Annotated in this window: 6 protein-coding genes; all 6 read right to left on the bottom strand. The window is 45.4% G+C overall.

Features of this window, described 5'->3' with window-relative positions; genetic code table 11:
- Positions 1–103: 103 nt before the first annotated feature.
- The 6 genes from L1271_RS03565 to L1271_RS03540 all read right to left on the bottom strand — a co-directional run bounded on the left by L1271_RS03565 (position 104) and on the right by L1271_RS03540 (position 13,133).
- Positions 104–6,802: a calcium-binding protein gene (locus L1271_RS03565; protein ID WP_235366766.1), complete on the bottom strand. Its 6,699-nt coding sequence runs from the start codon at positions 6,800–6,802 to the stop codon at positions 104–106.
- A gap of 29 nt (positions 6,803–6,831) precedes the next feature.
- Positions 6,832–7,881, bottom strand: coding sequence for a hypothetical protein (locus L1271_RS03560; RefSeq protein ID WP_235366765.1), 1,050 nt, complete (start codon positions 7,879–7,881; stop codon positions 6,832–6,834).
- Positions 7,882–8,103: 222 nt separating this feature from the next.
- Positions 8,104–8,514 (bottom strand): hypothetical protein, encoded by a 411-nt coding sequence (locus tag L1271_RS03555; protein ID WP_235366764.1) that lies wholly within the window; start codon positions 8,512–8,514, stop codon positions 8,104–8,106.
- Positions 8,515–8,542: 28 nt separating this feature from the next.
- Positions 8,543–9,592 (bottom strand): hypothetical protein, encoded by a 1,050-nt coding sequence (locus tag L1271_RS03550; RefSeq protein ID WP_235366763.1) that lies wholly within the window; start codon positions 9,590–9,592, stop codon positions 8,543–8,545.
- 32 nt (positions 9,593–9,624) lie between these two features.
- Positions 9,625–10,938: an HlyD family type I secretion periplasmic adaptor subunit gene (locus L1271_RS03545; RefSeq protein WP_235366762.1), complete on the bottom strand. Its 1,314-nt coding sequence runs from the start codon at positions 10,936–10,938 to the stop codon at positions 9,625–9,627.
- Positions 10,935–13,133, bottom strand: coding sequence for a type I secretion system permease/ATPase (locus L1271_RS03540; protein WP_235366761.1), 2,199 nt, complete (start codon positions 13,131–13,133; stop codon positions 10,935–10,937). Before L1271_RS03540 ends, L1271_RS03545 begins: the two co-directional genes overlap by 4 nt.
- Between the last annotated feature and the right edge of the window lie 591 nt (positions 13,134–13,724).

Below are 13,724 nucleotides of genomic sequence, written 5' to 3'. Positions count from 1 at the left end.
CCGCTCGGAAAAAGTCGCAATAGAACGCACAGGCTGCGCCATTTACATGACGTGGCCTGTAAGTTCAATCGCTACAGCCAAAGTGTAGCGGTTGATCGGGAAGTTAATGCTGAGTAACTGCAAGCATTTTGTCCAGCAGCACAGCGCTGCCAAGCTCTGCATCATCGTCCGCAGTATCAGCAGCATGAACAGCCTGCATCAGACGTTCAAAACTGATTGAGACACCACTTTGCTCACTGCTCACAAGCAACCTGCCCGCAATATCCGTGGGAGTCAGCTGCACAGAGTCTGCAAACTGGAATTGCTCCAGCTGATAACTTGTTTGCTCGGAACCGACAAAGTAGTTGAGCACTGTGACACTGCTGTCTGGCGATATATCGATGATCAGATCCGCTTGAGATTGCCTGAACTGGACATCTGTTGAGCTAGCCTGAGTAAATATCAGCGTCTCTGTGCTCACCACTGATTCATCAAAATTGTTAATCACCACATGCCCGTCCTGAGCACCGATCACATAGGTATCATTGCCCGCCCCACCAATCAGATAGTCATTTCCACCGCCAGAGATGATCCAGTCATCACCGTTCTTACCATCGATCAGATCAGCACTAGAGCCGCCGAGCAGGGTATTTTGGCTGCCATCGCCAGAAAAACGTGACTCAAACCGCGTTTCATCAGGCAAGTTGTCATACTGTACTGAGCGCACTCGGCTTGGGTTTGTCATACCAAATGCGGAAAAGATCTGATCGGCTGAAATACTCGAGCCATCAGATAGTTGAATTTGTTCAACCACAAAATCTCCACCCAGAAACCAGTTTTTGACCGTCAGCTTGTCACCCCCAGAGCCGATATTCAGCACCAGATTGTTACCGGACTTTTGCAATCCGCGTGCTACATCAGAAAACCCAATGCCCTGCATTTCAATAACATCATCACCACCATGGGTGTTGTCAATGACATCCTGACCATCGCCAGCCCTGAACAGGTAGCGGTCATGACCGCGGCCGCCAATAAGTAAGTCATTGCCTTTACCACCAGACACAGTATCATCACCGGACAATCCCTCAATGATCTCATCGTTGTCTGTGCCATTCAGGGTATCGCTGCCTGCGGTGCCGTAACTGATTGCTGCGGCTGGCGCTTCAGGGTTCGGTAATGGCAAGCCAAAAGCGCCATAAATTTGCTGCGCATTGAACATCCCCCCGGTTTCAAACTGGAATACTTCAACCATGTTGTGGCCACTGGCAAAAAAGCCTTCTACCGTTAGGGTGTTCTCATTGCTGCCTTGTACTCTCAACACCAGATCATCACCAGATCGTGTAAGGCCAGATGCGACATCGGAAAAGGTAATGCCATTTCTGAACATCACAGTGTCAACGCCTTCACTATCACGGATCACGTCCTGGCCACTGTCGTAGAAGTAGTAGTCATCCCCTCTGCCACCCAGTAACAAGTCGTCACCCGCCCCGCCAATCAGCTCATCCGATCCAGCGCCACTGCTGAGCACATCATCGCCGTCACTGCCCGTTAGTACATCCTGTGTACCTCCTGAATTGGTCACAGAGGCACTGCTGTTGTCATTTGTTTTACCACCATCGTTCCCACCAGAGTCCGCTGTGATGCTTTGTTCAATATCAGCAATGCTGATCACTGAGCCATCTGTAAATTGTAGCTCATTGACTTTATAGTACTCAGTACCCATAAACCAGTTTTTCACCGTGATCTTGTCGGTACCTCCGGCAATTTCAATCACCAGATCTGTGTGAACCTGACGGAACACAAGGTCTTCTTTGCCTATCCCTTCTCCGAACTGGATCACGTCGTAAGAGGCTTCATGTTGCGGTTTGCGCATGCGTGGATCCCACTCGATGATGGTATCCTGACCATCTCCTTTGTTGAAAATGTAGGTATCATTTCCTAGGCTGCCGAAGATTTCGTCATTTCCTTTACCACCCTCAAAAGTACCTGAAACCCGGTAAAAGTCGTGAAAATATGCATGCAGCGTATCGTCGCCTTCACCACCGAATAGGTGATTCCCATCAAAAAAACCAGCTCTCAGTTCGTCATTACCAATACCGCCATCTAAATAGCCATTACCTTCAATGGTGTCATTGCCATCCCCGCCATAAAATTTGGAATAGATTTGGCCGTAAGAAATAATGGTGTCATTGCCACCCAAACCATGGATTTCAACGGCTGATTGCTCTTTCCCATAGAGCATGTCATCACCCTCGGTTGCAGTGTTCAATAGCTGGTAGAGATCTTCAAAGCGCAGTTGCTGGCCGTCGGAAAACTCAATGACTTCTATAGTGTAATCATTGACGCCATCACCCCAAAAATATTTATCTAGTTGTATCTGGCTATCATCTTCTTTAGCAATAATAGTCAAGTGGTTGGCATTACGTTCAAATCGCACGTCAGCCAGTGTGATACCATCTTCAAAAATGATCCAGTCATCCTTTGAGCCATACTCCTCAATGATGTCCTGGCCCCAACTTTTCGCAAAGATATACTTGTCGTTGCCCGAGCCTCCATTGAGTAGGTCATTACCAGAACCACCAACTAACAGGTCACCGTCTTTACCGCCTTCCAATACGTCATCACCAGCACCGCCAAACAGCTCGTCATAACCGGTTCCACCCACTAGAGTATCATTGCCAGCTTCTCCATAAAGCTTGTCTCTGCCTTTCCCCCCATCAAGTCGGTCATCACCAAGCCCGCCCTTTAGCTGATCATTACCATCCAATCCTCGAATGTCATCGTTACCCGCGCCGCCTTCGATATGATCAGGTTGTGCTAGACCTGTGATCGTGTCATCTCCATCTGTTGCGCCAAATGTCAACGCTTTTATCTGCTCGTAGGTGATCACGTCACCATTAGCAAAATGAATTTCATCGATGTGAGCAAAGATCCTTAGTGTATTAAAATCAACCTCAGACGTAAAAAACTGTTTCACGAGAATTGAGTCATCATCATGCTCAATGAGCAGTGATTCTTCAACACGCTTAAATGTCATATCGCTGAGTGATATGCCGTGACCAAAGGCTATAACATTGTGTGGATCATAACGCCAGTCAGCATTGGCAAACTCGCCATTTTCATCCAAATAAGCTTCAAAATACTCTCGCGGTGCAAGCAATGTGTCTTGTCCCCAACCCTGCTCAAAATAGAACACATTATCGCCATCAGTATCTTCTATGGTGTCGTTACCGATACCACCGGATATAAAATCATCGCCACTACTACCATAGATAGTATCGTCTCCCGCACCGCCATAGATGACATCATCACCACTACCACCATCCAGAGTGTCATTACCTTCGTCACCTAATAGCGCATCGTGGCCGGAGTCGCCATGCAGCGTATCTTTGCCTCGACCACCATAAAGCTCGTCATTGCCTGATTCACCCTTAAGCTCATCATCTCCACCCAAACCATACAGCACATCATGCTCGCCCCGATTACCTGTCAAGGTGTCGTTTTGCTCGCTACCATGTACGATCAATAACCGTGTTTTGATTTCATTAGCCGTCATGACAGACCCATCATGAAACTCGAACACGTCAATTTGCTGGTGCTGACTGACAAAATAGTCACGAATAGTGATGGTTTCGCCGCTGGGTAAGATAGTTAGAACGATATCTTTATCCTGCCGCGCCACCTCGATCTGATCTTTAGTCACATCCGAGCCAAAAACAATTTTATCATGAGCATTGGACCAGTAACGGGACATATCATTAATAATGATGTCGTTACCATCTCCTACATTCCACAAGTAAATATCATCATCGGCGCCACCAGTTAAAATATCATTACCTTGTCCACCTTGCAGTATATCTTCACCGGCACCGCCCTCTAGCCGATCATTTCCTAGCTCACCTTGCAATTCGTCATTGCCAAAGCCGCCATTTAGCACATCATTTCCAGCATCGCCAAACAAGATATCGTTATCTGCACCACCGTACAGATTGTCAGCCCCTTTGCCGCCAAGAAGTATATCGTTTCCCATACCGCCATAGCTTTGGCTGTCTATCTTATCTCCCACTAAAAGGTTATGGCTACTAGTTCCTTTCAATATTCGCCCATAGGAGTGCGCAGCATGTCGTACAAAACTTAGTTCTGACAATACCGCGCGTTTATGTGGGTCGCGTGCTGCAGCAATCACCTCGTCCTGAATGCGAGGGAATATGTGCTCAAAGACATCTTGGTCCGTTCTTCCTTTACTTTGCAACAGTGCAACTTCTGGGAAAAGCTCAAGCTCGCTCATAGAGCTTTCAAGAATAGATAGCAACTTACCAAAATCACCATTTTCCAGTTCTAGTCGTTTTTGTGGGTCAAGTAGTAAGATACGCAGCTCATCCTTAACCAGAGGATATATTTCAATTAACATCGACTCGCCAGGTTCTGAGTAATGATCCAGAATATCAATATATCGGAACAAATAGTCTCCATGTACCAACCCTTGCTCTATATCAACAACCAGCCGAGAGGTCGATACTACGAGGTCTACCGTGTCATCATATAAAAAGCCAAGGTAAGGCGCTAAGGTCGAAGTTGACAACATCTGAAAGTAGAACCCGTCAACCATTTCATCGAACGTGGCTTTGATCCTGTCACCGAGCCTATCTAGAGTCCATGATGTGATTTCCTCACCCCAAAGCTTTTCAAGAAACTGAACATAACCCGATTCCAGCCCTTCGCTCGGCGCATCCGCGGGGATACCAGCCCATTGCCAGATAATATCCATCAGCATATTGCGCTGAGCAACTGGCTCTCTTTCCTCAGCAAATGCCCGCACCAGAGACTTTAACTGGTCACCTTCTTCGAGCAGCATTGCGTATCGTAGTGATGCCATGTTGCCATAGCCGTCTGCATCGGGCAGCAACATCAACTCAGGAGGGATGCTTTTATCTTTACTCTGATGGATCTCAACAGGAATAGTATTTATCGTATCCCGCTCAAACCAGAGGCTTTCAGTCAACCCCTGACTTCCATCCGTGCGCGTGAAATAGCCGGCACCACGGTGATCAACCCCATTGGGATCCATGCCTGTCCCGCGTGACGTGCGTAGTGACAACTCAGTAATACTCAGCTCTGCAAGAGAGAACAGTTCACCTTCAGAGCTTACTCCATCGCTGTTCAGGTCCTGCCATACTTTAAGTGCTGCAAACTGCGTATCTTGCGCATCAATAATACCATCTTCGTTGCTGTCCAGCTCTGCCAGTGCCTCGTAACCATCTCTGGCGAAATCGCCACTCGCTAACATGGTCTCAGTACCGAAAAGCTCTCCACCACCATTTACAATCCCATCATGATTTCGGTCAAGAAATACAAAACCATCGTCGGGTGCCAGCCAACTGACTTTCTCTGCAAAACCACTGTTGTCTAGATCAAAGTGCACCCCATTTTCTAATGATTTGGTCTCTATACCATCACCATCTAAGTCCACCGCAAGCGGGTCTCTGGGGACTCTTGGCGGCGGCGGTGGTGGTTTAGGTTTATACTTAGGTTTCTTTTTACTGCCTGAACCACCATCATCATCATCATCATCGTCCTTGTTGTTACCATTGCCACTACCTGTTCTTGGTCTGTATGGCACATAGGTGGTACCATCGGGGTGAGTAAGCTTACCGGTGATCACATCCCGCAGTACCAAAGTAAAATATTCCACAAATTCCCCGGTGTGACTCTCTATCAGCTCAACACTAGGAGGAAGTAAATTGGTAGCTGGGTCTTTGTAGCCGCCTTTAGTAATAGAGCCATCTGGATTCACCCAGAGCTGATCGCTGGGGTGAATATCCTGGCCCATATAAATAAGATAGGGCTCTGTTGGAAAGGTAGTGTCAATTTTACATTCAAACTCACCGACCGGAAAGTCGGCCGCATCCAGCTCGGTTTTCAGCTCTTTAACCAGGTTATTAAATTTGGCGAACATGGCTGTTTTACGATCGTCCGCCAGCAGACTGTGCTCCCCCTTGTTATTGACATCGACAACATTATTGAGATAGTCATTAATCTTGCCCTTTTGCTCACTGAGCAACGCGTACAATTGTTTTTTTTGCGCCAGTGTCATTGATTCCAGCACTTTGAACGCTTCCGCAAAACGGCGCTCCTGCAACCCATATGACCTGCCATCGGCCTTGCCATCATCGTTGAAGTCCTTGGATCTATTACTGCCAAACAGCACTTCAAAAAAAGCATTATGAATGTTACCGCTGACAATCGCAGCCGACAGATTTTTGCCTACCATGGCCTCGGTACCGCCATTAAAAGCCAAAGATAACACTGTGGTACGCTGCGACTCACTCAGCCCATCCCAGTGGGCTTTGGCATCAGCGCGGCTTATTTTCTGACGGCTCGCCAAGGTGTTAATAATTTGCTTCTCATAGTCCTGCATAGCCGTTTCGAAAATAGGCTTCATGGCCTCTTTGGCTGCAGTATCATCGCCAAACTCACTAAAACTAAAGGTATCCTTCGCTTTGGCCTTTAATTCCGGATCCGTGATTTTATCCTTATACTTTTTTAGGATATCGTTGATTTTTTTGGTGTTAGCACTGAGGGTACTTTTGTTCCATTCTGAGTCATTAAAAACAGTTCTTACATCTTGCTCAAGATTGTTATAATTATCATTTAAAACAGATTCTCTATAACCAAGAGCATCGAGAACCAAATTTAGAACATCACTATTCCTAAGATTATACCCAACGCCTATTGTCGGTATCCCCTTATGATCAGGATAGATAGAATTTTCCACACCTTCATATTTTGATATGAAATCAAATACACTCTCTTCACTAGACAAAACAAACACTCCTTTTTTAAAAATCATCATTAATAATTATACCAAAAACCACACCATGAGCTCAGTTCTAGACGTGATTTACTGAAATCAAACATTGAAACTTTAATGTCTTGCTTACTTCCTACAGGGCCTGGGTTAATACTATTCATGAAGTAACCTTTTGAAACAGCATAGAAATCATTATTCATTCTAATAATTTCGTTCCTACCTTTAATGTTAAAATAACTAATAACTCCATCCACACCCAGTGTAAAATACGCATTATTGTAACCATTGCTCCTTGTCTTATTTAAAACTTCTTCATCAGGAAGAAGTTCCCATTCAGCTGCTTTATCCAACGGGCTTGCATCATATTCCCACATTTCACAATGGTAGTTAGGGTAAGAATATTTAACGATACTTTCGTTCTTTCCATCGTTATTAAGATCAACGTCAGCAATCTCCAACTTTAAATACCCACTTTGATATTTTTGCAATTGATCCTGCCAGTTGTTCTGTTTCCTGTGGTAAATCAGTGCTATTTGCTGATCCAGCTGCTTGAGCAGCTCTCCCTCAACCGGTTTAAAGGGCAGTGTCGTAAAACCAGAACCGGTCAAATCTGGAAGCTTACAGCTTCGAAAATCTTCCCTGGGTGTGCGGTTAAGCACCTTGAGGTAAGCCTGACATTCTTTATCTCCCCAGCCGTAGGTCGTCAGCCTGAAGTTGGGTAGCGGCGTGTCCTGGCCGTTGATCTGGGCGACCCGAGCCTGATAGGCACGGGTAAAGCAGTCGTTCGTCTTGCATTGTGCCAGCACAGCTTTATCCCACTGCTGCTGCTCAACCTCTAATGTCTTTTTAGCTTCTACACAGTCCCAGTCATCGTCATGCTGTAACTCACTCGCTAACTCACACAGCCATGCTCGTTGGTTGTAATAAGCAACTTGCAACGCGTTGTTTTCTATTTTGAGCATTGCCGACTTGCATATTCGTTTATCCAGCTCAGACGTCGGTTGTTTACAATTTGCTCCCACCGCCCAGACTGAGGGTGATATAATCAGCAAGCACAGACTGAGCCTGCTCAAAAATAATTCTTTTTTCATTGCTATCCTTAAATATTTTAATCAAATTAGTCTTTATAAGACCTTTAATAACCTTTATTTAAGTGGCGTAGCTCCTTAGCTACCAAAATCTATTAAACCTTCTGAAAAACCAATAAAATATAGATTCATTCAAACAACACACCTCACTGATTTATCGGCTCGATAACTCCCTCGAAATTTTTCAATACATTAATAAAAAATTTAAAGCTCTTTATAGCCGTATCAAAAATGACTGCATGGCCTCTTTGGCTTTCGACTTTCCAATATAAAAACGCCAAACTCACTAAAACTAAAGGTATCCTTCGCTTTGGCTTTTAATTCCGGATCCGTGATTTTATCCTTATACTTTTTTAGGATATCGTTGATTTTTTTGGTGTTAGCACTGAGGGTACTTTTGTTCCATTCTGAGTCATTGAAGATGTCTTTTATTTCTCTGAAAAACCCATCATAGTGTGTCACACTTAAGTTGGACGCATTATAACCCAGCTTATCCACCACCAACTTTAAAACATCATCATTATTTAGGTTATAGCCCACACCAATTGTTGGTATCCCTTTATGATCAAAGTAGATATTTTTCCTAACACCCTCATGCTCTGATATAAAGTCAAAAATATTATTCCCACTAGTCAAAACTCACTCTCCTTTCGCAATTAAAAAACTAGTAATTATACCAAAAACCACACCACCTTTCTTTTTCCCCCTTACCACTTTCAAATCTAAAGTAATCCATCTGGATATATTCCTTCCCCCCCCAGTTTTCATAATTTCTACTTGTCACCATACGATTCCCTTCAAAAGTCAAAAACTTACCTTCAAATACAACTAAATCATTCTCCTGCCAATATTCAACAGCTCCCAAAACGCCTTTCGAATCAAGATTGAAAAACAAGTTTAAATACCCATTCCTTTCATTTTTTCTCACAATCTCTTTGTCACTTAATTCCTGCCAAACAGCCTCTTTTTCGCTAGCTTCCATGTCGGCATCAAGCAAGTCGCATAGAAAACTAGGTCTCGAGTACTTAACTACCTTCTCCATCTTCCCATCTTTATCCAAATCAACTTCGGCTATTTCCAGCTTTAAATACCCACTTTGATATTTTTTTAGCTGCGCCTGCCAGTTAGCCTGCTTCTCGTGATTACGTAGCGCTATTTGCTTATCCAGCTTTTTAAGTAACTCCCCCGTAACCGGTTTAAACGGCAACGTTGTAAACCCCGAACCGGATAAGTCCGGAAGTTTGCAACCCCGGAACTCTTCTCTGGGCGTGCGGTTAAGCACCTTGAGGTAAGCCTGGCATTCTTTATCGCCCCAGCCGTAGGTCGTCAGCCTGAAGTTGGGTAGCGGCGTATCCTGGCCGTTGATCTGGGCTATCCGAGCCTGATAGGCTTGGGTAAAGCAGTCGTTCGTCTTGCATTGTGCCAGCACAGCTTTATCCCACTGCCGCTGCTCAGCCCAAAAGTCTTCCTTGGCGGCCATACAATCCCAGCCATCTTCACGGCGCAGAATCTCAGCACTCTGGCATAACCAGGCACGCTGGTTATGAAACGCCACATTCAACGCTTCATTAGCCGCTGTTAAACTAGCTGACTGACATATTCGTTTATCCAGCTCAGACGTCGGTTTTTTACAATCCGCCCCCACCGCCCAGACGCAGGGGGTCAGTAGCAACAAGGTACTGCTGAGTACAGCCAGTTTAGTGAAACCAGACATAATGCTTCCTTATTTAAGTTAAGTGTTGTGCCTTAACGCTCGCGGGCACCTTCGTCTAGGTGTTGTACAACGGGCGATAACAGAAATTCGATGATCCGACGCTGACCAGTTTTTACTTCAGCAGACACACTCATACCTGCACTAAGCGGAACAACGCGGCCATCGATTTGGATAGTTTGTTGATTAATCGCTACCTTGACAGGAAAATACAGGCCAAGCTGCTCATCCTCTACCGCATCTGTAGACACGTCGAGTACTTCACCTTCGATGATCCCATAACGGGTAAACGGAAAGCTGTCGATTTTCACCTCAACAATCTGTCCTTGGTAAGTAAAACCGATGTCTTTGTTTAATAGCCGTGCTTCTACTATCAGTTCATCTTCTGCCGGTACTATAGTCAGTAATTGTTGAGCTGGGGTTACCACTTCACCTAGTGTGCTTAGTGCCAGCGCCTCCACAGTGCCGGACACAGGTGCATACAGTTTATTTTGGTTTAACAAATACTGAGACTTTGCCAGTTCTTGCTGCGCATTCACTAACTCCTGCTCCAGCTGGTTGAGCTCGGCCTGAGCTGTGCGTATTAAAGTCGCTTTTAACGTTTCCTGTTCTTGCCGTGTTGCTTTTATGGTGGCCTGCAAGGTTTCTATGGTTGCCAGCTCAATATGACGCTGTTCACGGTTGTGAATCGCCGTTTGTTTAATTTCAAGATACTCTTCTCGCGAAACCAGTTTGTTAACTTGTAGCTGCTCCAGCGCTTGCGCCCGTTCCTCAACCAAAGGCAGCACCTTATCCAGCTGAGTTAGCTTCGCCCGCGCACCAGCCAGTTCGGCTTCAAATCTGAGTAATTGCGATGACAGCGAAGCCCGTTCACTACGATACTCGGCCAGTTCTGCTTCCAACAGCGCTTGCTGTGCAGGGTTGAGTAATCCGGTGCTAGATGGCTTAATCTGATTAAGGCGCGCAATGAGTAGCTGTTTACGACGGATCTGCTGAGAAAAGTCTTGTGTTGACAATCTGATACGCTGAAAATTTGACTCGGTAATGGCCGGATCAAAAGACACCAATAGTTGGCCTTGCTCAACCCGCTGCCCTTCATGCACATGGATCCCCCGTACCACCGCCGTTTCCAGTGGCTGGATCACTTTGACCTTTTGCTTCGGGATCAGCTGGCCCTGTGCCACAGCAACAATGTCTACCCGGCCAATGTAGGCCCAAGCAATTGCGATGATTATGCACACCAATAAAGTCCACACAATAGCCCGCGCACCTTGTGGCGGCGGAGCTGCCTCGATCTCAAGCGCGGGAGCCAAGAATTCATATAACCGAGTATCCTGCTTGCGGCTCATGGCGTCACCTCCGGCTCCAAAGAAGCGTACTGCACTTGTCCCCGATGCTGAATATGCGACAAACGGGCATAATGTCCGCCTAACCTGAGCAATTCAAAATGACTCCCCTGCTCAACGACCTCTCCTTTATCAATTACCAAAATACGGTCGGCATTTTGTACAGCGCTCAGACGGTGTGCGATAATAAAGACAGTGCGATTTTGGGCGATGCGTGCCATATTGTTGGCAATGATCTGCTCAGATTCATAATCCAATGCGCTGGTCGCTTCGTCAAAAATAAGGATGGGTGGATCGCTCACCAATGCCCTCGCAATTGCCAGACGCTGCCGCTGGCCCCCTGAAAGCATACCGCCTTGTTCACCTATCTGGGTGTCATACGCTTCTGGTAGTTGTAAGATAAACTCTTCGGCGCCAGCCATACGGGCCGCTTCTATTACTCGCTCCAACGGCATCGACGGATCGCTCAGTGCAATATTGTCGCGCACGGAGGCATTAAACAAAAAGTTTTCCTGCAACACTACACCAATTCGGGTCCTTAACCAGGCCGGCGGCAATAAGCTGATATCAATTCCGTCGATAAATACACGACCTTGGTGGGGTAAGTACAACCGCTGGATCAATCGAGTTAGTGAGCTTTTTCCAGATCCAGATCGCCCCACAATACCAACCACCTCGCCCGCTTTAATGGTCAGGTTTATGTTATTCAAAACAGGAGGTCTGTTTGGTGCATAACGAAATTCAACATCTTCAAACCTCACCTCACCACGCAGTTTTGGCAGCATCATATTGCTTGACCCCTGTGTTTCAGTGGGAGTATTGAGTACATCCCCAAGACGAGCCAAAGATATTTTTGCCTGCTGAAAGTCCTGCCATAAGTTTGCAAAACGCATGATCGGTGCGGCCACGCGCTGTGCTAAGATGTTAAATGCAATGAACTGGCCTATCGTCAGCGCGCCACTTGTAACACTAATGGCACCAAAATAGAGGATCAGTAAACCCGTTACTTTAGTCACATAGCCCGACAACTGACCATAAATATTATTAAGCTGAAATGCCTGAAATGACACACGGACGTAATTTGCCAGCTTTTCATCCCAGCGTTGCCTGAGCTGAGGTTCAACCGCCAGTGACTTAATGGTTTCGATACCATTGACTGATTCAACCAAAAACGAATGGTTTTCTGCACTGCGCTGAAACTTAGCTTCCAGCTGGGTTCTCAGGGCGGGCCCCATCAATAACGCTATCACAAAATAGCATGGCAGGCTGGCGACCACTATCCATGCTAGCGCGGGAGCGTAGTAAAACATGATGGCAAAAAATACCACGGTAAAGAACATGTCGAGTACCACGGTCAAAGCGGAGCCGGTCATAAACTCGCGAATGGTATCAAGCTCTTTGATCCGCGCAACAGTATCACCGACCCGACGGGATTTGAAATAGGCCAGCGGCAGCGCTAGCATGTGCTGATACAACTTACTACCGAGGCTGACATCCACCCGGTTGGTGGTATGACTAAACAAATAGGAGCGCAGACCGGTTAACACCACTTCAAAGGTAATGACAAACAAAAAACCGATCGCCAACACATCAAGTGTTGTCATCCCTTTATGCACCATCACTTTATCTATCGCAACTTGAAAAAATATAGGCGAGGCCAGTGCCAGCAACTGGATAAAAAATGAAGCCAGTAAGACATCGGTAAAATACACTTTGTACTTGGCCAGTGCTGGTATAAACCACTTAAAGCCAAATGCCACTTTACTAACGCGATCTAAAGCGCGTGGAGTCAGCATCAGCAGCCGCGATCTAAATAACTTCGCAAACTGAGCATATGGAATCAACTCAGGTGGCCGCTGTAGATCAAAATGTTGAATAACAGCCCCTTCAGCGGCTACTTTTGCAATCACGACAAACTGGCCATCAGATGTCTCGGCCATGGCTGGCAGCAGCTTATCATTGAGGTTTTCTAACCTTACATTTCTGAATTTGGCTTTATAGCCTACCGAACGGGCAGCTCTAATGATCTGAATATCAATAAATTCATGATCATTTCGCTGTTCTAACGGAAACTCATGACTAAGCTCGGTCATATTAATCGGTTTTTGGTGAAATTTACCTATCAGTGACAGACAAATGAGCGCCTGTTCAAAACGCGCTTCCGGGCTGATTTGTGTATTAAATTTTTTAATGGTCAATTTGAAATTCCCGCTTCCCCTAAATAGGGACTATCCTTTGTCGCGGAATATAACAATCAAATATTTCAACTTCAATGAAAATAGTAAGATATTACAGTCAAAACTCACAAAGCCGCATTAAGTGATCTGCTTTAATCAAAAAGCAGACACTTTGAGAAGGGAATATAATCCTACTATTAAGGTGTATGTATATGACAAAAAGAAAAAATAGAATTTATGTCAATGAGTTCAAACAAAAAACTGTGGTATCGGTAACGGAGTATAGCTATAGAGTATCTAAGACAGCAGCTTCTCTAGACATTACACAAATGATGTCTTTGCATATATGCGATATTACAACTTAGATCGGCTTCATACTGCCAACAACAATATGTCGCCAAACAACTATGAAAATTCCTTTAGGAGAGTCTCCGGTTTAACTTGAGCAGAACAAAAAAAGCCTGTTGTCATTAACTCAGGCATATCAGTTCTCTTACAACTAGATGAGTAACACAAATTGCAGACACTACTTTCTGTGAAATACCTAACTTACCAAATTCAGCAATATGAAAGATTCAGATTCTATACCTTATAAAAATAATGATATCGCTT

Source organism: Pseudoalteromonas sp. OF5H-5 (assembly GCF_021530695.1).
Lineage (GTDB): Bacteria > Pseudomonadota > Gammaproteobacteria > Enterobacterales > Alteromonadaceae > Pseudoalteromonas.
Note: the sequence above shows the minus strand (reverse complement) of the source record. Positions and strands in the feature narration are given on the sequence as shown.

Coding starts and splice junctions, on each gene's coding strand:
- L1271_RS03550 (WP_235366763.1), bottom strand. CDS start 9,592: ATGTCTGGTTTCACTAAACTGGCTGTACTCAGCAGTACCTTGTTGCTA.
- L1271_RS03560 (WP_235366765.1), bottom strand. CDS start 7,881: ATGAAAAAAGAATTATTTTTGAGCAGGCTCAGTCTGTGCTTGCTGATT.
- L1271_RS03545 (WP_235366762.1), bottom strand. CDS start 10,938: ATGAGCCGCAAGCAGGATACTCGGTTATATGAATTCTTGGCTCCCGCG.